At 34.0% G+C, this 24,196-nt stretch carries 15 protein-coding genes; 11 read left to right on the top strand and 4 right to left on the bottom strand.

Translation table 11 applies throughout. The features are described 5' to 3' along the window. Positions 1 to 15: 15 nt before the first annotated feature. The gene (locus B9O19_RS01220; protein WP_102364727.1) at positions 16 to 237 is read right to left on the bottom strand and encodes a FeoA family protein; all 222 of its coding nucleotides are present in this window, start codon (positions 235 to 237) and stop codon (positions 16 to 18) included. Positions 238 to 1,299: 1,062 nt separating this feature from the next. Between B9O19_RS01220 and B9O19_RS01215 the strand changes: the two genes are divergently transcribed. The 5 genes from B9O19_RS01215 (at position 1,300) to B9O19_RS01195 (ending at position 13,476) form a co-directional block, all read left to right on the top strand. Continuing rightward, complete coding sequence (locus tag B9O19_RS01215) at positions 1,300 to 9,102, top strand: RCC1 domain-containing protein (protein WP_102364726.1); 7,803 nt, start codon at positions 1,300 to 1,302, stop codon at positions 9,100 to 9,102. Positions 9,103 to 9,122: 20 nt separating this feature from the next. Beyond that, positions 9,123 to 10,541, top strand: a complete 1,419-nt coding sequence (locus B9O19_RS01210; RefSeq protein WP_158648875.1) for a stalk domain-containing protein — start codon at positions 9,123 to 9,125, stop codon at positions 10,539 to 10,541. A 122-nt stretch (positions 10,542 to 10,663) separates the two neighbouring features. After that, the gene (locus B9O19_RS01205) at positions 10,664 to 12,031 is read left to right on the top strand and encodes a DUF4855 domain-containing protein (protein ID WP_102364724.1); all 1,368 of its coding nucleotides are present in this window, start codon (positions 10,664 to 10,666) and stop codon (positions 12,029 to 12,031) included. A 32-nt stretch (positions 12,032 to 12,063) separates the two neighbouring features. Continuing rightward, positions 12,064 to 12,720 (top strand): DUF6273 domain-containing protein, encoded by a 657-nt coding sequence (locus B9O19_RS01200; RefSeq protein ID WP_102364723.1) that lies wholly within the window; start codon positions 12,064 to 12,066, stop codon positions 12,718 to 12,720. A 150-nt stretch (positions 12,721 to 12,870) separates the two neighbouring features. Further along, the gene (locus B9O19_RS01195) at positions 12,871 to 13,476 is read left to right on the top strand and encodes a copper amine oxidase N-terminal domain-containing protein (RefSeq protein ID WP_102364722.1); all 606 of its coding nucleotides are present in this window, start codon (positions 12,871 to 12,873) and stop codon (positions 13,474 to 13,476) included. 179 nt (positions 13,477 to 13,655) lie between these two features. Here B9O19_RS01195 and B9O19_RS01190 read toward each other — a convergent pair whose 3' ends face one another. Beyond that, positions 13,656 to 14,015, bottom strand: a complete 360-nt coding sequence (locus B9O19_RS01190) for a molecular chaperone Hsp90 (RefSeq protein WP_102364721.1) — start codon at positions 14,013 to 14,015, stop codon at positions 13,656 to 13,658. A 124-nt stretch (positions 14,016 to 14,139) separates the two neighbouring features. Continuing rightward, positions 14,140 to 15,375 (bottom strand): peptidoglycan-binding protein, encoded by a 1,236-nt coding sequence (locus B9O19_RS01185; protein ID WP_102364720.1) that lies wholly within the window; start codon positions 15,373 to 15,375, stop codon positions 14,140 to 14,142. A gap of 80 nt (positions 15,376 to 15,455) precedes the next feature. Between B9O19_RS01185 and B9O19_RS01180 the strand changes: the two genes are divergently transcribed. From B9O19_RS01180 to B9O19_RS01160, 5 genes are all read left to right on the top strand, one after another. Continuing rightward, positions 15,456 to 17,024, top strand: a complete 1,569-nt coding sequence (locus B9O19_RS01180; protein ID WP_102364719.1) for a S8 family serine peptidase — start codon at positions 15,456 to 15,458, stop codon at positions 17,022 to 17,024. 1 nt (position 17,025) lies between these two features. Further along, positions 17,026 to 18,732, top strand: coding sequence for a S8 family peptidase (locus B9O19_RS01175; RefSeq protein WP_102364718.1), 1,707 nt, complete (start codon positions 17,026 to 17,028; stop codon positions 18,730 to 18,732). Positions 18,733 to 19,130: 398 nt separating this feature from the next. Then, complete coding sequence (locus B9O19_RS01170; protein WP_102364717.1) at positions 19,131 to 20,417, top strand: glycosyl hydrolase family 18 protein; 1,287 nt, start codon at positions 19,131 to 19,133, stop codon at positions 20,415 to 20,417. A 609-nt stretch (positions 20,418 to 21,026) separates the two neighbouring features. Further along, positions 21,027 to 21,278, top strand: a complete 252-nt coding sequence (locus tag B9O19_RS01165) for a helix-turn-helix domain-containing protein (protein WP_102364716.1) — start codon at positions 21,027 to 21,029, stop codon at positions 21,276 to 21,278. Positions 21,279 to 21,479: 201 nt separating this feature from the next. After that, positions 21,480 to 21,731: a helix-turn-helix domain-containing protein gene (locus B9O19_RS01160; protein ID WP_158648874.1), complete on the top strand. Its 252-nt coding sequence runs from the start codon at positions 21,480 to 21,482 to the stop codon at positions 21,729 to 21,731. A 277-nt stretch (positions 21,732 to 22,008) separates the two neighbouring features. On the opposite strand, the gene B9O19_RS01155 is transcribed toward B9O19_RS01160, so the two are convergent. Further along, complete coding sequence (locus tag B9O19_RS01155) at positions 22,009 to 23,319, bottom strand: alpha-amylase family glycosyl hydrolase (protein ID WP_102364714.1); 1,311 nt, start codon at positions 23,317 to 23,319, stop codon at positions 22,009 to 22,011. A gap of 160 nt (positions 23,320 to 23,479) precedes the next feature. Between B9O19_RS01155 and yunB the strand changes: the two genes are divergently transcribed. Further along, positions 23,480 to 24,184, top strand: a complete 705-nt coding sequence (gene yunB / locus B9O19_RS01150; protein ID WP_102364713.1) for a sporulation protein YunB — start codon at positions 23,480 to 23,482, stop codon at positions 24,182 to 24,184. The last annotated feature ends 12 nt before the right edge of the window (positions 24,185 to 24,196 follow it).

Raw genomic sequence — 24,196 nt, 5'->3', positions numbered from 1 at the left:
CCTTAAATATGTATGTTAATCAATCTCTATAAGTTCAGCGTCACATTTTCTAAGAGACAGTTCATAACCTCTTACTCTTAATTCCATTGGGTCTCCCAAAGGCGCAAGTTTGCGAACACTTATAGCAGTACCTTTCGTTATTCCCATATCCATTATTCTTCGTTTTAATGCACCGCTGCCATTAAGTTTGACAACTTTGACAGTACTGCCGCATTCTGCATCTTTAAGCGTTTTCATTAATAAACACTCCTTATCAAAAGCATGATCAAGCTATTTCCTCACATATAGGTTAGCACACTCTAACTTGTATGTCAATTAGTATTTGTATAGTAAAAAATATTTATATATTTTATTCAATAGGTATAAATTTAATAACTAGATATTTGTAGAACATTATAAAATTATTAGAAAGATATGAGGAGCTTTAAAATTAATATAATATGTTAATTGATATAAATTGATAATAAAATAAGAATTTAGAATATGGTATAAATTTGAGTAAAATTAACGCAGAACTTAAAATTATTTTTAAAATATATTATATTAATTAATAGAATATCATAAATTTCTATTAAAAATCTAGTTATTATATAATAGCTAGATTTGATTTATTTATTATCTTAATTATTATAATTATTTATTAAATATAACTTATTCATTAAAATAAAAGAAAATATACATAAAAATGTTGACAATTCTATGACAATTTGGTAATATATACAATAATAATATTGTAAAAATAATCCAATATAATATGCGGTTATTAAAAATTATTTTTATTTTATTTTTGCATTAACACAGAAATATACATAATAATACTTATTATAAATTATTAAAATATAATATGTATAATATCGTGAATTATAAACTGTAAATAGAAAGTTAAATTTATTAATTTTCTCTTTACGCATATTTTTTTAGCTATTTATAGTTAAATGGTTTAATTATTGTTAATCAATTAATATTTTCATTCAGACATTTTAAATATTTCTTTGAACTATAAAAAATAGTATATTACAATATATTTAGTATTTCAAAAAAATTTATTTATGATATTTGAATTAATTTTAAAGAAAGGAAGTGAAAAAATGAAAATAAGTTCGTGTTAGAGATTGCAGTATTATATGAATTTTAATTATACTTTTATCATCCGAAAATATTGTAATATATCAATTGTTTTAAGTAATACATACTTTGAAGAAAATATTTTTAAATTTGTTTTATATGAAAATATTAAATTTGCATTTTAATTAAGTAAAAAAACAAAAAAGAAAAAAGAGAAATTAGGAGGGAGAAAAAGTGAAGCGAAGGATAATAAGTCTAATATTGGCAATGTCAATGTTAATATGTATGAGTAATTTTGGTATAGTAAATTCTCAGGGGGAAGAGAATAACGACGTTGATGTTTCTGAAAATGTAACGCTGCCGGAATTTGAGGATAAAGTTACAAAGCAACCGGTTGATACAACTCCGGAGCCTACAGAATTAACATTTACTCAGGAGCCGGTTGAAACGCCTGAAAGTTCCAAACCGCAGGAAACTATTCCTTCACCTGCGTTGCTGGATAATAATGCAGGTGAAGAATTTTCACGTCAGATAGAAATTAAGATTGCTACACAAGACGGAATAATTGTGTCGAATGCAGATGTATCAGTTGATGAAGATCATGCTGTTTCTGATTCGAATGGTATTGCACATTTTGACAGTATACCGGAGGGAAAGCATATCCTGAAAGTGTATGCTGCCGGATATAGATACAAAGAAACAGTATTTGTTATCCCTGGTAATAGTAAAGAGACGTATGAACATAATACATATTTGATACAAAATGAAAGTGAGTTAATGCTTCTGTCAGATGAAAATGATGAGGAGACTGCCTACAGCGAGAAAGTTAAAAAATATTCGGAAAATTTCGACTATGCAGATGGCGGTGGATTTAATATTTCATACAGCCGTTCTGTCGACGGAAGCGTAGGTACGGGAGTTCCTGTTACTCAGTGTAATGGATATATTTATTGTTTTGATTCAGACGCCACATTTGCATATAATATATCAAACGATAGTTGGTCAATTTATCCGGTGATTCCAACGTACAGAGCATATGCCGGAGTTGCAGCAATAGGTGATATAATATATGTAATTGGAGGGGCTGGTCCAAATGCGGCAGGCAACGAGGTTCAGGCTTTTAACACAAATACAAAAACATGGTCTCAAAAGTCAAACATGCCGCAGACAGGCTCATATTTTAACGCTCATGCTGTGAACGGAAATATTTACATTGGCGGAGGTATTGTGTCAGGAAATCCGGCAGGGAGCTCTCCGAGTGACTCCAGCGGAGAGGTTAGTCTATATAAATATTCACCTGAAAATGACCAGTGGACAATTCCTGTGCAGAAAGGCGAAATTCACTCTTTAAAGGGAAGAGTTTCAACAGCCGCTAACGGCAGGATTTATTTTACTGCCGGACATGATTGGTATGCTGATCAGCATTCAAATGATGTATATATTTATGATACTATAGATGAAACATGGAAAAGAGGCGAAATAAGACCCTCTAATTCAGATAATATCGGTATATTCGGCGGAATATTTACAAACTTAGGTAGTTGCCTGTATTATCAGGGCGGAACATCATGGTTTGGCGGTGACGATGAAGGACATAAATATACCACGGAGGACAGACCGTGTCTGTATGATCCATATTATGATTCATGGATGGAATTCAATTTATATGATGAGAAATATAAACTGGATTTGGTTGACTATCAGTCAGTAACATCATACGGGAGCACAATATTTATACCTGAAAATGACAATGATTCATTTCGTTTAAAAAAGGTTTCAGTATTTAATTCATATGTAAACTCACCGGAAATGTATAGAGACCATAATATAGCCCTTGGAAACAGTTATATACTTAAAGTTGAAGACGGAAAAGTGATGGCAAAAGGAAAAAATGACTGCGGACAGCTAGGCAACGGAACAAATATTGATTCTGAGGATTTTACAGAAGTTAAAGCAGTGTGGGGAAATAAAAGAATAGCAAAAGCAGAAACCCGTGCCAACACATCATATGCTTTGACAGAAGACGGAGTTTTGTATGGCTGGGGAGATAATTCAAGCGCACAGCTAGGAGACGGAACTTATGTTAATAAAAATGTACCTGTAGAAATTCTGACAGGAATATCTGATATTACAGCAGGAGTAGAACACGCTTCTGCGTTGAGACAGGAAAGTTCAGTTTCAAATTACAGAATATATTCCTGGGGTTCTAACAAAGAAAAGCAAATAGATGATGAAAGTAAGGTTGAATATTATGATTTGCCACGCGGAGTAGACAGTGGAGAAATTATAGAAGCCGGAAGTTATCAGTCATATAGGTATAATTCTCTTAATGGTAGAAAACTTTATGCTTGGGGCAAGAATGATAAAGGTCAGCTGGGCGGAAGTATGCCGAATCCCTTTAATTACTTAAATGATTATGACAACGTCAAAAAGATTGCAACCGGAGCTAATCATACGGCAATGATATGCAATGATAACCAGCTTTATGTTTTTGGTGATAATACATATGGCCAGCTGGGCAGAAGTTTAGGAGAAAATGAAACATACTCATCGGCCCCAATACGAACAGGAATATATCCTGAAAATGTTTTTGCCGGAGGAAACTCTACTGCATATGTTTTGCAGGGGGAAGTATACCAGGCAGGACAGGTGTTTGACGGAAATAACGCCTCGTTCAAAAAGGTTGAAAACACTAAAAATATAAATGAGGTTGCAGTCGGGGATAAGTTTTCTATAGGTGTTGATGTGAATAAAACATTATGGCGCTGGGGAAGCCTGACGGACGACAGCAGTTTTGAATTGAAATCTTCAAAAAAATACCAAAAGCCGCTTAAATCAGAATATATCTATGATTTTATTGATATAGACTCACAGCGAGCACAGACAATAGGAATAAACAGCGAAGGGAAATTAGTTGCTTGGGGCACAGGATATTATGGAGACGGAACAGATAAGGAAGTTAAACACAACGCGCCTCATGAAATAGTTTTAGGAGACGGCGTTATCCCAAAGTCAGTTGAGCGCGGGAAGAATTTTAATTTGGTGCTTGATACAGAGGGCAATGTATGGGGCTTTGGAAGTAATACTAATAAGCCTATGGGCGGCACGGCCGGTAAATATAAAGTGCCGACTAAAATATCAGATATATCAGATGTAAAGCAGATCACAGCAGGAGATGGGTTCAGTATTTTCCTAAAAAACGACGGAACACTTTGGGGGATGGGAGCCAATAATTTAGGACAGTTATGTCAGGGTAATAATACAGATTCAAAAGTCCCGGTTCAAATAACGGATAAAAATAATTTTACAAAAGTATCAGCCGGAGACAGCTTTGTTGCTGCAATTGCCGGAAATGAAGTATATACTTGGGGTGAAGGGACAGACGGACAGCTTGGAAACGGAACGGATAGTTCTGCAAACACTCCTCAAAAACTTCAGGTAAGCTTTGATGAGCCATACGAAAAATTTGTCGATATAAAAACCAGCGTCAATTATTGTATAGCTTTAACCAACAAAGGAAACGTATACAGCTGGGGCAGAAACGCATCAGGTCAGTTGGGGCATGGGGATAAAGTGAGCAGAAATATACCTGCAAAAGTACCGGGGCTTAGCGATATAAAATCAGTATTTGCTGAAAACTTGCAGAGCTTTGCAATAAAAAATGACGGAACAGTGTACGCGTGGGGAAATGGCTCTAACTATCAGCTCGGATTAAATAAGACTGGAACACAGCAGTCTCCGGCAGTTGTTACAAGTCTGGCAGGAAAAGAAATAACAGAAATAGTATGCGGAAACGGATACAGCATAGCGCTGAGCCGATATGGATATATGTATTCATTTGGTTCAAATATAGACGGCTGTATGCCGGTATATTCAGAAGAGGCGCAGAAGTATAGCTCAATAGAGATAGAGGATATGCGCTGGCTGAGAAAATATATGAGTGATAATATAGGAAACAATATAACCGAAAATATATCACTGCCGGCGAAGGGACCCAAAGGAAGCAAAATAACATGGACAAGCAGCCACGAGGGATACATAAGCAACACGGGAGAAGTGCACCGCCCGGACGCATACGGAAAAGATACAGATGTAACTCTAACGGCGGCAATAGGACAATACGATGACGGTGAGAAGGCAAGATTTGATTTAACGGTTCTGCAAGACGCGTCAATAAAACCGTCAACCGATGTGCCTATACGTTCTATAGGTATGGAATATGACCAGATGTATCCTGAAACAGCCCCGGACGTATATCCCGAAATAACAGCAGCGTCAATGACAGTTATAGATGAGAGCAAGGGAATATATCAACTTACCATACGAGACGACCAGTATAGATGTTCTGAAAAAGCGGCGCCATTCTTTTTCTGGAATGCAAGACAAGGAACATTCCTGCCTGTTGACGGATGCGACGATTATAGAAGCGTACAGTTTACAGTTGACCCGGACGCATTGGGTAAACAGATAAAAGTTATTGTTGGTATAGGAGATGGTTTGGGTTACATTGACAGAAAATCAATTCTTATTCAAACAAGCGGTTCTGCGGAGACAAGCGTCCAAGCGGCAGATTCAGAAAATATAATGACATTGGCAATGGAAAATGAGCTTACACAAGAAGACATAAGCAAGGATATAGAAGAGACAGGCTCGGCAGTGACATTGGCAATAGGAATTGATAGTTCAGCTGATATGCAGAAGTTTGACCAGGGTTCAACAAAAAGATGGGCAAGTTCAGTTGAAGGACTGATAGATTCGGCAAACAAAGGAACAGAAATAGTTTTAGTGGACGATACAAACTATGGATATGCAAAAGACGCAGAAAGCGCAAAGAATTCACTGGGACTAATGATGTCCAAGGACTATTCGGGAACAACAGACGCGGAAACTATGCTTGCACGATGCGAGGAAGCGCTAACCGAAGAGGAAAGTATATCCACAAATGGGAACAAATTGATAACTTTATTCGTCCAAAAAATAACAGATAAAACCGCATTGGAAGAAAAGGTTGAAGAACTGAATAATAAAGGAATAGCAGTATATGTAATGTTACTCGGCGGAGGATATGAAGGAAGCAGGGAAGAAATAATAAACTGTGAAACAGAGCTGAATCTGAGACTAAATGTATCAGAGCTGTACGGAGCCTTTAATAACATATCGCAGGTTATGATTCTTTCGGAGAATGAAACGTCCGTTTTTTCGAACGGTAATATATATAATAGCGACTTTAGAGCAGGAAAACATGATTTTGCTAATGTTACTGCCAACCAATTTGGTGCGTCAATTGCTTCTGTATTAAATATTTATGGATGCTTGCCGGCTATCGCTAGTAAAATCAAGGGAAATACTAAAAGCTATAACTTATTCACTGAACCGGATGATGTATATAACTTGACGCAAGGAAATGCTCATGAAGTGAAGCAATCAAACGCAATAGCTGAATATTATCAGGAAATGTTAGGACAGTACACGAATGATAATAATATAACGATTAAGAATGCGGATTTATCAAAGTATGATGTTCAGCAAGTCATTGATAAAAACCTGCAGTATAGATTCCCTGTAGTAGTGTATAAAGATAATACAGCAAGTATAATCACCTCAAAAAATAGTCAGGGAAGTTATTGTATAAATGGAACGAGTTCTGCAATATCAGGAACATATAATATTATCGATACGTATTCGTATTTGTTATCAATAGCAAATAAAACAAATATAGTAAACTATGTTGCGGAAGGCGAATATTTATATGATAATATAAGGTTTACAAAGCCATATGGTTATGATAAGAATGATGTTGAAGTATATCAAAAGTTGGATTCAGGTTGGGGTAAAACAAATGTTGTTGAAGAACAGGAATGGTATGTAATACCAACGCCGGAGCCTGATTTAGAAATAGTAAGAGGAGTGAGAACAGAGTTTGACGGAGTAGTGCCAAATATATATAATGCAAATGAAAAATATAAGGTAAAGAAGTATGGAGATTTGCAAGAACGAACAGAAACATGGTACTATCCGTATTTGTTTAAGGCAACAAATATAGGAGCAATAGGAGGAGACGACCAAGGAAAAGTAAATGCAATAGACCCGGTTACAAGAGCGGAATTATTTAAAATATTACTGGAAAGCGCAGACGTAGAATTAGAAAATGCAAATCCAAATGCAGAGTATTGGGCGAGAAACTATATACGGTATATGACGCAAAATATAGATATATATGCAGGGAAAGCAATCGACGACAGTTATTTTTACAGTGAAATCCCAAGAGATGAGTCAGCATATATAATAAAGTCAGTATTTATGGGAGCAGTGGAAGATACAAAAGTACCAAACAAGTTATATACATATAGTGAAAACATGTCATGCGACCAAATGAGTAATTGGAACAGCAATAAGGGATTGAGTGATAAATGGAAAATAAACCAGTATTATTTAGAGGCGGTAAGGCAATTATACTGCAATAAAATAATGGTGGGAGACGGAAATAGCTTTAATCCAAAAGATACAATCACAAGAGCAGAGATGTGTAAATCAATAATGAGCTGTTTATTTACGCTGGACGAAGGATTGAAAAATGTAAGAGTTGTAAAGGACGGTGAAAAGACTGTATATATTATGCTTTATGATTCTGAGATGGAACCAAACCAAGATTATAACCTTACTATTTCAAGCCGTTATATGAATGATAAAGGCAGTGAATATCAATATACTCCTGAATTCTTTAAAAATTATTTTGATATGATAGGCAATAAAAAGGTTGGATTTGTAATTTCAATCCGTGACGTGGATTTTGACCAGGATACAATAGGGTATAATAAGTTCAACCAGAAGTATAATCAAGACATAACAGACGAGCGGATAAATAGTGTAATATCAAAAACAACAGATAGAGTTGCAAATATTATAAGTAATATGAAAAGCGGATTGACTTCAGCAAATTCAGGAAGAAGCGATAAAATTCAAATGCCAGAATTATATATAGGCACACCGCATCTTGCGCATACAGGAATAAATGATGAAGTGGAGTTTTCAACAAACCCGGAAAAAACAACAGAACAAGATTTGCTTGATAAATATATGTATGTAACGAATGTAATATATAACAATATTGCAAGTCGATTTGGTGAAGGGAATATAACAGGATTATATTTTGGAAGAGAAGACCCTGATAGCATGAAAGACGCTTATGGAAATCCAACGTTTGCATATAAAAACCGTTCTCAGATATCAGAATTTATACATAGAAAGAATAAAAGCCTGTTTTGGATTCCATACAGCACTAATGAAACTGAATGGACAAACATAGCGGAAGCTGCTAATACAGGTAAAACACTAAATACAAACGAAGATTTATTCGATATAGTTATGATGCAGCCGGGCTTGTTTTATTCAAATTATGAAGGTGGAGAAAGTGGAGTTGAAAGTTATAATGTAGAACTTGAACCGGACAATGGGTATTATAATGACCAGCTTAGAAAGGTAAAGGATTTGTATTTGAGTGCGGCAAATAATCAATTTTATATGTGTGGTGTGCCATATGGTCAAAAAATTACAAATACAATAATTTCATTTGAAATGGAATATGACATTTCATTGATAACAGGACGTATACACAATAGAGAACGTGTAAAATCTGCTCAAAAAGCAGATAACTTTATGGTAACATATAATAAATACAAAGATTTAATAAATGACGCTAATAAATCTTTTGCAATATACGCAGGCGGACCAAATGAACAGAATTATTCCGGCATTTACAACAATGAAGGCAATGAAATCTTAAAAAATAATAACAGACATTATTTTGTAAACCATCCATCATTTTTGGCTAGTTTAGATGCAGAAAAAACAGGAAACTATGATGATCCTGGTAGTAATATGCCATATTTTTCTTTCTATAATGGAAATATAAATGGAGTTCTAAATGAATACTATGCGGAGGATTATAATAAACTCATTTATGATATGACATGCGGTTTATTATATGGAGAAACAACATTTACACAAAAATGTAAAAATTATTTAGGATGGCAGTAAATAAAATAGGAGGAATTAAAATGAAAAAGTGTAATGAATATAAAAAAATGTTATATATGTTTTTATCTATAATATTGTTATTTACATCTATTACTGCGATTGCTGCTGAAGATAATATAGATATAACATCTGGTACATATTTTCAATTAGGAAAATATAACGATAATCCAATACTTTGGAAAGCAGTGGTCTACGATAATGAAAATGGAATTTTAATGGTAAGCGATAAAATTTTGTGCTATAAAAATTTTGATCCAATTAAAGAACCTATTGGAAAGTATGAACATTGCGGAAGTAATTTTTGGGAGGAATCAACACTACGTATATGGTTAAATTCAACAGCTGATATTGGTAAAATTAACTGGAAATATGGAAAAAAGCCTGATAAGGAACATGTTAGAAGATACTATATGTCAGAAGAAGGCTTAGATCCGTATGCTGATTCTGCTGGATTTTTATCAAATAAAAATTTCTCAGAATCTGAAATGTCGGCAATAAAAACAGTAAGTCACTGGCAGGCTCTATCTGAAAACAAAAAAATGTTATCGACAAATGGCTTAAATGTTCCGTATTATCCTGAAATAGTGAGAGCGCCAGGTACTCATTTAGAACAAATTAAGTATAAATATGAGATATCAGAAATGAATAAGGCATATTATGGGGCGATGTATAGGTTATACGATACAATATTTACGCTTGATGAAAGTCAATTATATGAACTTTGGTCTCAGTTTGGTACTGTTGAAGCGGAAAAGGCAGAAGGAGTTTTAGATCCATGGTATGGTATTGATAATCCAATAGGAAAATCGCCTTATCAATGGTATTGGTTAAGAACACCCGATGGAGATAATGGTATTACCGTGGCTGCAAGCAAAGAGGCATATGCTGTAACTAATCCTACAGATAATGAATTAGGAGTAAGACCAGCATTTTATTTAAATGAGGATAATATGATAATCAAATCCGGAATCGGAACGGAAGAAGACCCATATATATTGGACGGAAAAGGACAAGAAAATACAGCAATTTTCTGTAACGGAAAACAAGTGGAATTTGATCAGCAGCCAATAGAGGAAGATGATAGATTGCTGGTTCCGGTAAGAGCAATATTTGAACAACTGGGTGCGGAAGTAACGTATGACGATGGAGATGGAGTTATAACAGCCAATAACGGTGAAAGAACAGTAGTAATGCAAATTGACAATCCTGAAATGGGTAATGGAACAGAAGTATTTACACTGGATGTAGCGCCAAAGTTAGTAGGAGATAGAACAGTAGTACCTCTGAGAGCAGTATCGGAAGCGTTTGACTGCAGAGTTGACTGGGTAGAAGAATTAGACAGAGTAGTAATAGACCCGCCACAGCCGGAAGACACTGACGAAGGACATTACCAAAATATATGGGATATAGAAATACACGGAAAAGGTAAAAAACGATAAGTTGGCTAAATATAAATTGAGACGAATCAACTTGATATTGCAATAATAACAACTGAATAAATATTTATTCCGCCGCTCAGTTTATTTGAGCGGCGGAGTATATTTGGTTAATAGTAAGAGGAGTGAGAACAGAGTTTGACGGAGTAGGAAGTGTAAATGCTGATACAAATATAAGTAGATATAAAAATTCTGATGGTAGCAATTACGTATATACACAAGAGTTTTTTGAAAAGTATTTTGAGTTGATAGGAAACAAAAATGTAGCGTTTGTAATATCAGTTAGAGATGTTGATTTTGACGGTTATATGCAAAACAATGGAAAAGTAGAACAAAATGATTTAGGAGACCTATCCAAATTTTGGGATAGCAGCAGTTTGTACGGAGAAACGAGCAATCGTTTGAGTATAGTTGTAAATAAATATAAGAATATATTGCAGAATATGCAGAGTGCATTAACCGCAGTAAATGGAAACAGAGCAGATAAAATACAAATGCCTGAAATATATTTGGGAACTCCGCATATGTGGAGATACGAAATTGATGATGCCACACAGAGAACAGACTTTTTAAATCTATATCTTGATACAACGCAGAATATCTATAACAGTATAGCAAATGAGTTTGGAGAAAATATTATTACAGGTTTATATTACGGGCGTGAAGATCCTATATGCTTAGAATCAAACGTAAACACATATACAGGTTATGCGAATATGGATCAGATATCAAGATATATACATGGCAAGGATAAAAAACTGATATGGATACCTTATTGCGATGTAGATACTGAACATTGGGAGAACATCGGAACTATAGCGAATACAGGAAAATGCACTGATAACAGCGATATATTTGATATAGTAATGATTCAACCTGGATTGTATTTTTCGGATTATAATGATGATATGGCGGCAGATGAGAAAATGTTATATGAAAATAAGGTTGAAAATATACTAAAAAGTTCAATAAACAACACAGTCGTAGATGGAGATAGTGTAATAGGAGGCACAAAGAATACAAGCACAATAATTTCGTTTGAAATGGAATATGATATATCTCTTGTGACAGGCCGTGTTCATGGATTTGACAACAATGCAAAAGTATACCCGAAACAAAAAGCGCAAAACTTTATGAGAACATTGGGAAAATATTATAGTTTAATCTATGATGATATGACGTCGTACGGTATATATTCAGGTGGTCCAAATGAGCAGGCATATTTGACTCAAACATTAAATGGAACTAATAATAATATTCATAATTTTATTAACCATCCTTCTGTTTATGGTGTTTATAACGATAGTAGTAAAACTTGGAGTGATAGTCATGACGGATTTGCATATGATCAATTTATTAGTACATTTGCTGATAATAGATATAATATAAAGGATTATGGTAAATTAATATATGATATAACTAGAGGGTTGTTATATAATGTATGGGGAGAAAACGGGGATACTAGAGTTAAGCAGTACTTAGGAATGCAATGAAATAATTAAAATTAAAAACGGAAGAGAAACAAATGTTAAAAATTCAAAAAATATTAGCTGTTATTTTGACTATAACAGTTTTATATGCTGGTATGACAATAACAGTAAACGCAGAACCAATTGATTTTTCAATAGGTACATATCTTCAAATGGGAAAGTATAATAATGAGCCAATTTTATGGAGGTATATGGCAGATGATGAAAATGGCAAGTTAATAGTGAGCGATAAGATAATATGCTTTAAAGCGTTTGACGCATCTGTTAAAGATGCAAATGCAGATGGACATTTAGTATATGGAACAAATAAATGGAAAGAAAGTAATATACGTACATGGTTGAATTCATATGCAGAGGGAGGGGATATAATATGGCCGAGAAACAATCCTCCAACCGCTAAAAAGATACATGGAAATAATAATGCTGTTCAATATGAAGAAGGTAAGTATCCATATGCGGATGAAAAAGGATTTTTGCACATTGATAATTTAACATTATCAGAGCGTAGAGTGATGAAAACAGTCAGCCAATGGCAAACCTTAAACGGAAGTGAACTTGATTTATCTGAAAACGGATGTAATAGGATATATATGCGAGGATTTATGGTGGGCAGTGGGCGTAATCCTAGAGTGCTTCATACGGTTGATGTTTCGGAACTGGGTGAAGCATTTCAAGGCGCAATGTATAGATAGACTGATACTGTATTTTTACTCAATGAATCACAGATATATAATATATGGAAAAACTTTGGAATTGTAGGAGCCAAAAGAACCGATAGCTCAATTCCAAACTCAACTATTAATAATGGGTATTATGAATATTGGCTTCGTAGTGTTGCAACTATGCATGCAGGAACGTTAGGAGGAAGCACAGATGTAACATCAATATACGGAGAAAATACATATAGTGGGAAAATAGTTAACATGTATGAACTTGGAGTTCGTCCGGCATTTTATCTGAATGAAGATAATATGATAATAAAATCTGGATCAGGAACAGAGAACGACCCATATAAAATCGACGGATATGGTCAAGAAGGCATAGCTGTATTTTCACAGGGTAAACAGTTAAACTTAGACCAGCAGCCGATAGAGGAGAACGACAGACTACTGGTGCCGGTTCGGGCAATATTTGAATCGCTTGGAGCAGAAGTAAGTTATGACGATGGAGACGGGGTTATAACGGCGAACGATGGCGAAAGAACAGTAGTAATGCAGATAGACAACTATGAAATGGGAAATGGTACAGAAGTTTTTACGCTTGATACAGCCCCGAGAATAGTTGGAGAAAGAACAATGGTACCTCTTAGGGCTGTATCAGAAGCATTTGACGCCAAAGTAACATATGTAGAAAATTTGCAGAGGGTAGTAGTTGACAAACCTGAACCGCAAGTGTTTTCAGAAGCATGGCGTAAAACCCCATGGTATAAAGAAGCATGGATGGAATAAAGTTATAATCGTGTAGAGTAATGGTTCCGTTTAGATTCCTATCTGAAAACTTATGATATAATGTAGAGTGGGACGAAGCTACTAATACTGCAATGGTAACAACTGAATAAATATTTATTCCGCCGCTCAAATAAACTGAGCGGCGGAATATTTTATTATAATCGGTCAACAGTGTTCTATTATTTAAGAATATCATTCTTTTTTTTTAGGATTGCCTCTGCTGCAGCACAAGCCGGACAATCGCAATATTTTGCCCCTGATGATTTAATTTCCCTTGCATGTTTTGCTATGCTTTTTGCGGCGTCTGCTCCAAAACAATTTACTCCGTTATCTGATTCTGCAAAATTAATTAAACTATCAATAGGCATAATATCAGATTCCAATTCAGCAAAATAATTCTTTGTCTCAGAAGCTTCGTTTTCTGTGCCAACGGCTTTCAGCCAGGATTCTGCTGCTGATTTTGCCCCATTACTGCATGTTGAAGAATTTATTAGCTCTTGTGATTTTTCGGAGATATATTCCAACAATTTTTTATCCATATATATCACGTCCTATAAGTTTTTCTTACATTCTACTATAACCATTTTATAATGTCAACCATGATATTTTTAGTTTGTCACCCAGCAAAAATATTTTATACAATGCTATTTTTTAAAACCTAATTTATGAAGCCATTTTTGAAATAGCTACGTATATATTAGAAATTTGATACCATGTTGAAAAATCTACATCTCCTGTTTCCGGAAGATAAAAAATTTTTTGAAATGTTTTTACACTGTTTGCTGTTGATTCACCATAACTTCCATCTATCCTCAGTTTAGCAATTAACGGGTAATTGTTCGAAATTTTATTTAATTGAGTTTGAACGGTTCTTACTGCTTCTCCCAAGCTTCCTATTTGCAGAGGTTCTCCTGGATATGATGATGGAATCCCCTCAACTTTTTCAGCTGATTCAATATATATATCTGAACCATAATAAGTTTTTAATATACTTAAAGCATCATATCCCTGCTCCCCGAGTGCCTGAGAACCCCATTGTGACAAACCGCCGCACTGTGTATGTTTGCCGTCGCAATACTGTGTAAACAATGGCTGTTCAATATTTTCTCTGGTTATATAATTCGTGAATAATTCATCTACTGCTACAGAGATTTCTTTGAATATATTTCTTCCGTAATTAAATGCCTGATCATATGCTGTAGAGTTTGTGACAGTAAAATCATGTCCCTTTCCTCTGTACCATTCTGTATAAACACGGTTTAAAGTAAATGATAAAATTGCAAGTATATTTGCTTTTATTGTTTCAGTCTTCCAGGTAGAATAAATTTCACAACTTGCTACATTTTTTATGTACTCTTTAAATGGAACCTCAACGTCACCGGCAGATATGTCATCGGGATTACCAAGATGAACAACAATATACTCAGGTATAACCGGTTCAGGCAGTACTACAAACCCACTTGCATTATCTATTGGCTTCACTTCATTTTCAGGTATTTTTGCCGGATAATTCGTCCAAAGAGAATGAGAGTTAATCAACGTATTGCGAACATTGAAGCCTCCCGGAACGGCTGGTCTTAAAACTGCATTTTGTATCGCTGAACTAGTGGGTAAAATTTGTACTCCATCAATATGAAGAACCTCTGTATCTGCTGCTGAAACAGTTACATTATATAATGCATATGGTCTTTCATCTCCACCGTTAACCGAATATTCAAGCGGCGGTGCAGGCAATTCAACAGCGGGCGTCTGACCTGAACTGTCTGTTTTAACTTCCTCTATTACAGAACCGTCAAGAGGATCAGTAATACGAACCAAAGCATTATCTGTTGGTATTACAAATTTCTCTGTAGAGACCGATACCTGCAGAATTCCTTTATCTATATAATCTGTTCTCATAATATCACATCCTTTCTCATAATAATATATGTACAGCTCGTTGGTACGTGAGCAAAAATATATTTTAAGGCTGTGTTCATATGGAATATATTATAAAATATAATGGCAACCTTGATTCTATAAGAGATAAAATTGAAATATTAAGCGTCGGTTATGCAATTATTGATATAGAACCATCTCAAATCAAATATCTGAGAGAATTAAAAGAAATTGAATATTGGGAACCAACAAAAAAACTATTTTTATCAACTAAACTCGGTCTCAACTCAACATGTATATCTCCGGTCCAAAATCAAACAAGTTACCATTTGACCGGTTCTAGAGTTATAATTGGAATTATAGATTCCGGTATTGATAGCAGCCACTCCGAATTTATGAACACTGCAGAAACAACAAGAATTTTATCTGTATGGGACATGACAACTGAAGGAGTCCCACCTAATGGTTTTTATAAGGGAACAGAATATACATTTTCTGATATTAATGCAGATAAATTTGTATGCAAAGATTTTATAGGACACGGAACTGCAGTTGCTGGTATTGCTGCAGGAATCAGCGGAGCAGCTCCGGAAGCATCAATTATAGCAGTAAAGCTTGGTAGTTCAGAAACTCGCACAACCGACATAATGAGAGGTATAAAATATATTATTGATAAAGCAATTAATTATAACATGCCCTGCGTAATCAACTTAAGTTATGGTACGAATAATGGTTCTCATAGAGGCCAATCTTTATTTGAAACTTATATTGATGACATATCAAGACTTTGGAAAACAGTAATTGTATGTGCTTCCGGAAACGAAGGATATAGCGGCCACCATTTTAAAGGAAATATTAAAGAAAATAATCCACTAAATTTGAACTTTAACGTTTCATCTAATAAAAATAATGTTTACTTATCACTTTGGAAAAATTTTTCCGATATTGTTAATTTTGAATTAGTTAATCCCAGCGGGATGTCTACAGGCATAATTACACCATTGGTTCGAGATATTAGTTTAAACTTACACAATGTTAAAATATCTTTTTCTTTTGGTGAACCAAATCATTATAGTGCAGCTCAGGAAATTTACGTTAATTTAGGAGCAGCATCAGACCTAATGGACGGTATTTGGACTCTAATATGTTACGGTGAAAAAATAGTAGACGGTAATTTTGACGTTTGGCTCCCGACAATTGATGAAGTGTCTGAACGTACTTCATTTCTTGAATCTACTCCAGACATGACGATGACATTACCGGCTACTGCGGTTACTCCAATTTCTGTTGGCGGTTATAGGCCCGAAACTGACACTGTTTGCACCTTTTCAGGAAGAGGCGGCACAATGCATGAAATTGGACTGCCTCAATTGGATTTGACAGCTCCTGCCGAAAACATCTATACAGCAAAATCCGGCGGTGGTTTTGATACATATACGGGAACCAGCATGGCTGCCCCATTTGTTTCTGGAGCAGCGGCTCTTATGATGGAATGGGGAATTGTAAAAGGGAATGATCCTTTTCTTTACGGACAGCGTGTTAAAGCTTTCCTATGCAAAAATGCAGTCCGAAATACATATTTAACCTATCCCAATCCTCTTTGGGGATATGGAAAACTAAGTCTTTGTGACACCATCGATGATTTGGAACTATATAAAAGGAGAATTTAATATGGAACTTTCAAATGAGATCAAAAATTTTATACAATCGCCCGACACTCTTGATTTTATAGTCAGAAGTTCCGATTATCTTGATGAATTTATAAAAGAAAATCCTAATATAACAATTACACAGACTCTATCCGGAAGATATATTATCGGTTATATAGATAAAAGTCACTATGATGATTTGCTTTCTTATTTAAGCACATCGTTTATAAGTTCTGCACCTGTAATATTGGGAACACTGGACCGTCCTCCTCTTGATTCAGCCGGAATTATACCGGTTCATAACCAACCGTATCTTGACTTAAAAGGCAGAGGCGTTTTAGTTGGTATCGTAGACACAGGTATTGATTATATGCAAAAAAGCTTTATTTATGAAGACGGAACAAGTAAAATTCAATTTATATATGATCAAACAGCTGAAGGAGATCCTCCTGACGGTTTCTTTTTCGGACATGAATACAATAATGAACAAATTAACTCCGCATTATCTTCTGAAAATCCTCATGATATAGTTCCTGAACATGATAAATCAGGCCACGGAACCTTTTTGGCCTCGGTAGCTGCAGGAAGAGAAATAGATGATTTTTCAGGAGCAGCGCCTGAGGCTGATATAATTGCCGTTAAATTAAAAAAAGCCCGGCCATTTTATCTTGAAAAATTTTGCGTTCCAGACCAACAGGAATACGCTTTTGAATCAAGTGCAGTAATGGTAGGTATTGAATATATTATAAAAAAGGCTCATGAATTGAAAAGGCCGGTAGTAATTTGTCTTGGTCTAGGTACAAACTTTGGAAGTCACGATGGTTTCAGTATATTTGAAGAATATTTAAGCGGTATATCTAATTTAAAAGGAGTTTGTATTTGTAATGCAGCCGGAAATGAATGTCAGGAGCGCCATCATACATCAGGAAAACTCAACACAGTTGGTGAAACTCAGAATGTTGATGTAAGAGTAGGCAGCAACGCCGGTAACATATGTATTTCGCTTTGGAATACTGTATCCGATAGGCTTTCTGTATCAATTCGGTCACCATCCGGAGAATTAGTTGGACGTGTACCGGCAAAAGCGGGCACAAGCACAGAGGTAAAGCTTGTTCTTGAGAATACCAGAGTAACTGTAGAATATTATATGCCGCTGGAGGGCAGCGGCGGTCAGTTAACAGTTGTGCGAATATTAGATGCTACTCCCGGAATATGGACCATTATTGTTCATGGTGACATTATTCTTAATGGTGTTTATCACTCATGGCTTCCAATGTCAGGATTTGTGTCTACAGATGTAGAATTCCTGTCTGCTTCACCATATTACACCACAACTATTCCAGGGACAGCAATTGGCACTATATGCTGTGGAGCTTATAATAGTTTAAGCCAAAGTCTTTATCAAAAATCCTCTTGGGGTCCATCGAGGGCAGAAGTAACTCTTCCGGATTTAGTAGCTCCCGGCGTTAATATAGGCGGGTACTTTCCGTATGGATTTGGCCAAATGAGCGGCACAAGTGCTGCTGCCGCAATAACCAGTGGTGCCTGCGCACTTTTAATGCAATGGGGAATTGTAAATGGAAACGATGTATCATTAAGCACCTATCAAATACGGGCTTACTTGATACGCGGATGTGTAAAAAGCATTGCAATGGATTATCCCAATGAACAATGGGGATACGGAACCTTAAATCTAATGCAGTCTTTCCATCTGATGCGTGAATTATAAAACTTAGAATTTTTTTATATAAAAATCTTTTGATAAAATAATTTTGTCAATGGAATTAATGGTTTGAAGATAAGTGCAGATAAATTCATAATAATATTTATTAGAAACATTTATTATTTTTTAATCACAATTTATATATTGTAATTATTATGTCGTAGTAAGATTTACATTCATGTTAATTATCTGCCATTTGTTGGTTTAATCTGGTACACTATTAATTATATATATTAAAAAATAAATATCTGTTATATTATTTATGACTGATATATTAGTTTATGTGAAATGTGCTATATACTTTTAAAAATATAATAGGCAGAAATTCATGACATATCTTTAATTAGTAGTTTAACAATTAATTTTAATGTAAACAAATAAATATAAATCACGGAGGTATAAATATGATTATTCATGTCGTCAAACCAGGAGAAACACTAACCGGTATCGCTAATGAATACAATGTAAATTTAAATAATTTTTTAGCTGATAATGGTTTAAACACCAACTCAAGGGCTGTTATCGGTCAAGCATTGGTTATACTGCAACCCGAAACACAATATATAGTTCAGCAGGGAGATACTCTGACAGGTATAGCAAACAGATATAATGTCAGCATTAAAACTTTATTAAGAAACAATTATTTCTTAAAAGGCAGTACAAACATTTCACCGGGTCAAACAATAGTAATTAAATATCAAGATGAAAACAGAACAACATCATTTATAACCAACGGATATGCTTATCCGTTCATAAGTCGCGAACTTCTTCGAGAACAGCTGCCTTATATGACATACTCTACCCCATTTACTTATGGGATAAGAGAAGACGGTGGATTGGTTAATTTAGAAAACGATGAGTGGATGATTGCTATGGCAAACAGCTTTGGAACCAAAAATTTAATGCACCTTTCAACATTAACTGAAGCTGGAAACTTCAGCAATGAAAGAGCAAATCTTGTCTTCACAAATGAAAATATACAAAGTAAATTAATCAATGAGACTATTGGTAACATGGAACGAAAAGGATATGACGGTCTTGATATAGATTTTGAATTTATATACCCGGAAGATAGATATGATTATGTTATATTTCTCCAAAATATGTACAAAGCTATAAATCCTCTTGGATACCCGCTATTTTCAGCGCTTGCTCCAAAAGTTAGCGACACACAGCAAGGAACTTTATATGAAGGTCATGATTATGGCGCTATTGCCTCATCTGTGGATAAAGTGTTACTTATGACTTATGAGTGGGGATATACATATGGACCGCCAATGGCTGTGGCTCCAATAAATAAAGTTAATGAAGTGGTGGAGTATGCTCTGACCCGCATATCTTCTTCAAAAATACTTTTAGGCGTTCCGACTTATGGTTATGACTGGCCCTTGCCATTTGAACAAGGAGTAACAAAAGCAACATCTTTATCACCGGTAGAATGTATTAGGATAGCGGAAGCAAATAATGCAGAAATACAATTTGACACTGTTGCGCAATCACCATGGTTCAGATACACAGATAATGAAGGGCGACTTCATGAAGTTTGGTTTGAAGATCCAAGAAGTATTACCGCCAAACTCCAGCTTGCCGAACGTTACAATTTATCAGGAATTGGCTACTGGAATCTCATGCGGGAGTTTCCACAAAATCTAGTAATTCTAAATGCAAATTATAATATAATTACTTTATAATTATAAAATACATCATACAGATAATAAGTATAAATATTTCTATTATTGACAACTGCGTATTTATTTATATAAAAATAAACAAATATTTTACTTATAATACATCGATATTACTGCTGCAGCATATGTATCATAAACTTAATATAATATATATCTTTTTGGTGTATATATATTCAACAGAATTTTTGATATAAAAAATTGTGCTCTTTATTAGATTATTAAAAGGGTGTGAAAACATACCCTTTTATATTTTTGCTATGACATTTTCAATAAAGAAAATGTTACTATAGCCTGATAACTGCAAATTTTTTTGACCAACATATCAATACTTCAGAGTATTATTTAGAAATAAGAAATTAGAAGATTAATTAATAGGTTTATATATAATGATAATATAATTAATCTTTAAACTTATACATTATAAAGAAAAATATTATTGTTAGATAAATATCCTAAAACTTATTAATATATCTTTACTCTATACAGAGTAAGGTTTGATATAAAAAATTTAAGAAGATTTTGGGATTCGCATTTCATGAATCACACTTCGTTTCAAAATATATAAAATTCTGATACAATCCATCTGTAGTATATTGAAGGGAGGTGTTTTTTGTGATAAATAAAAACAATCAACAGATTATAAAAACTGTATTGAGCGAAATCTTACTATCTAAAAGAAAGGAATATAAACTTACTCAGGAGGCTATGGCTCATAAGTGCCATATTACATGCAGATCATATGTAAATTTAGAAAACGCTGTAAGTATACCGTCAACCCCAACTTTTATAAACATATTAATTATTTGTGATATAGACCCCGGTGAGTTTATAAAAAAATTAAAAAACGCTGGAGATTATACCTGAACCGATAACAACTATATTTGCACCGACAGGCGCGGCATTTAAAGCCGCGTTTTTTTTATTTAATTATAAAATTTATTATGCAATTATTACTCATATTTTGCAAAAAGTATTAGCAAGTAAAATTCATATGCGGCAATTAAACATATAGCTTGGAATAAAAATTGATAAAATTTACACATTTTGTATATTAGGAGTGAAATGATGAATATATTAAAATTATGCTTTGGAAAGACATTATACTTTAGAAGAATGGAACTGAAATTAAATCAAGAAAAAATGGCAGAAAAATGCTGTCTCTCCCCACGTCAATACATAGATTTAGAAAATGGGAAAAGACTACCGTCATTTAAGAGTTTAATTAATATAATTATAAATGGCGGCATAGACTTAAATTTATTTGTAGAAAAAATTATTAAAGCTGGATACATACCTGAAGATTCAGTGGGGAAATAGAATATATGTTTTTAAACAAGTAGAAACAGGCTTCTTAAAAAAGTTACAAGAAGCCTGTTTGGCATATTTAATTATCAATTTTAATCTTGTAATCAAAAATATATGCTATAATATTATAATAGTTATAAATTTCTCCTTTTAATAATATTCTGTCATTGTTAGTAATCAATATAGTTCATTTTGGAGTGCATATAATTTATCTGATGTAAGTTTTTATTGAAATTTATACATATGAATTTTTAAAACATATAATATTTAAAATTTATAAAAATATAAATTATCTTTCCATTTTCCAATACTGCACGCTGTATGGAGGAAGCTTGCTTCCGCCGCCGAAGTCGTGTACTTCGTCAGTAATTAAATCGACAGCCATTCCACATTGAGCGTCAAAGTGTGCGGTGAAAGATGAATCATCAATATTTATTGCGACAAGCACACGTTCATCTTCAAATTTTCTCTGAAAAATTGCTTGTTTATTTGTTAGCAGAACAGATTCAAAACTTCCATAACAGAGCGCTTTTGATTCCATATGTGCCTTTGATAATTTTGAAATTAACTCTGTAAGTTCATTTTCAATAGGAGCTTCAAAGCTTTGACGCAGTGCATTGTCTCCATTTTCTTTCTTTCCTTTTGCGCCCCATTCACTTCCGTAGTAAATACATGGAACTCCGGGCATACTAAATAATAACCCATATATAAGGGGTAAATGTTCTGAAACATTAAGCAAATCAGCAATTCTAGTAACATCATGATTATCAACAAAATTTAAAAGATGTTTATCTTTATAAAGCGACCAATTTTCGGGTCCAAACTGTCTAATTAGCGAATGGATTATTTCGAACATATTCTCAGAATTAAAGCTCGAATATAGTCCCTTGTAGCATTCATAATTTGTGCAGCTGTGAAGTTTGTCATCTGAAACGAATAGATTGTAATCCCCATGCAGTAATTCTCCGATTAAAACAAAATCTTCTTTAATTTGATTACAATGATATCTTAAAGTTTTTAAAAAATCTTGATCCAAACAATAAGCTACATCAAGTCTAAGTCCGTCTATATCGAATTCATTTACCCAAAAATCTACGCATTCCAGTATATAATTTACAACTTCTTGGTTTCTCAAATTTAATTTAACCAGCTCATAATGTCCTTCCCAGCCTTCATACCAAAATCCGTCATTATAATTACTGTTACCGTCAAAATTTATATAAAACCAATCTTTATATTGTGAATCCCACTTTTTCTCTATAACGTCTTTAAAAGCCCAAAAGCCGCGTCCTACGTGGTTAAAAACACCGTCTAAAACCACTTTTATGCCGTTTTCATGCAAATTCTGAGCTACCATCTTAAAGTCTTTGTTATTACCAAGTCTGCAGTCAATATTTTTATAATCTCTTGTGTCATAACCATGATTATCAGAATCAAAAATAGGCGAAAAATAAACCGCATTACATCCAACCTTTTTTATGTGCGGTATCCAATCCACAACTTTTTTTATTCTATTTTTATATATTCCATCGTTTTCTGTTGGAGCGTCACAAAATCCCAAAGGATAGATTTGATAAAATACACTTTCGTCATACCACATAACTATTCCTCACTTTCATCAAAATAATATACAAATTTAATCTTTTGTTTATTATACTATACTAAACCATCATTGTCACGTTAAATTTACCTTATTTATAAATAAATTTATAATTGTAACAAAAATTAGAGTATAGCGTAACATACAATAGGTGATTCTTATGTTTATTTGGCAAAAAAAGTTAAAGTATAGGCTCGGATTATCAGGAAAAAGGTGTAAACGTCACAGAACATACTATAATAGAAAATCATCTTCAAAAATTAAATTTTATATTATCCTAATTTTAGTCATAGTTTCATGTGTATTTTTATTTAATTCAATTGAAAACCATATTGATCCAGTAATTAAAGATTTGTCATTATCAGTATTAAACAGTGAAGTTACAAAAGAATGTAATTCAGCTGTCAGCGAATTAATAAATGAATCAAATATTAACTATGATTCAATAATAAATATGACAAAAGACAGCAGCGGAAATGTAAAAAGTCTTGAAACCAATTACAGGGAGATAAACCTTTTAAAATCTGAACTTGCTGTAAATGTTCAGAATAGAATTGATAAAATAAACAGCGTCGATATATCAATTCCAATACTTTCTATGTTTTCGAGTAAGTTCTATTCCGGGTACGGAATACCTGTATCATTGCGTGTTTTAACAAATGAGAATGTAAAGGTTGAGTTTTGTAATGAATTTATTTCCGCTGGAATTAATCAAACAAAACATTTAATAAAAGTAAAAGTTACAACAGCACTGGGTGTTGTTTTGCCTGTAAGAGGAGACCTTGAAGACATAGTTACAGAAGTACCCATTGCAGAATCAGTCATAGTTGGCGATGTTCCAGATACATATCTTGACTTTAATTAATTAAATCTCTTT

This window comes from Monoglobus pectinilyticus (assembly GCF_002874775.1).
Classification (GTDB): Bacteria; Bacillota; Clostridia; order Monoglobales; family Monoglobaceae; genus Monoglobus; species Monoglobus pectinilyticus.
Note: the sequence above shows the minus strand (reverse complement) of the source record. Positions and strands in the feature narration are given on the sequence as shown.

Excerpts from the sequence above, each read along its gene's own strand:
- B9O19_RS01220 (WP_102364727.1), bottom strand. The coding sequence starts at position 237 with ATGAAAACGCTTAAAGATGCAGAATGCGGCAGTACTGTCAAAGTTGTC.
- B9O19_RS01210 (WP_158648875.1), top strand. The coding sequence starts at position 9,123 with ATGAAAAAGTGTAATGAATATAAAAAAATGTTATATATGTTTTTATCT.
- B9O19_RS01200 (WP_102364723.1), top strand. The coding sequence starts at position 12,064 with ATGTTAAAAATTCAAAAAATATTAGCTGTTATTTTGACTATAACAGTT.
- B9O19_RS01195 (WP_102364722.1), top strand. The coding sequence starts at position 12,871 with ATGCATGCAGGAACGTTAGGAGGAAGCACAGATGTAACATCAATATAC.
- B9O19_RS01190 (WP_102364721.1), bottom strand. The coding sequence starts at position 14,015 with ATGGATAAAAAATTGTTGGAATATATCTCCGAAAAATCACAAGAGCTA.
- B9O19_RS01185 (WP_102364720.1), bottom strand. The coding sequence starts at position 15,375 with ATGAGAACAGATTATATAGATAAAGGAATTCTGCAGGTATCGGTCTCT.
- B9O19_RS01180 (WP_102364719.1), top strand. The coding sequence starts at position 15,456 with ATGGAATATATTATAAAATATAATGGCAACCTTGATTCTATAAGAGAT.
- B9O19_RS01175 (WP_102364718.1), top strand. The coding sequence starts at position 17,026 with ATGGAACTTTCAAATGAGATCAAAAATTTTATACAATCGCCCGACACT.
- B9O19_RS01170 (WP_102364717.1), top strand. The coding sequence starts at position 19,131 with ATGATTATTCATGTCGTCAAACCAGGAGAAACACTAACCGGTATCGCT.
- B9O19_RS01160 (WP_158648874.1), top strand. The coding sequence starts at position 21,480 with ATGAATATATTAAAATTATGCTTTGGAAAGACATTATACTTTAGAAGA.
- B9O19_RS01155 (WP_102364714.1), bottom strand. The coding sequence starts at position 23,319 with ATGTGGTATGACGAAAGTGTATTTTATCAAATCTATCCTTTGGGATTT.
- yunB (WP_102364713.1), top strand. The coding sequence starts at position 23,480 with ATGTTTATTTGGCAAAAAAAGTTAAAGTATAGGCTCGGATTATCAGGA.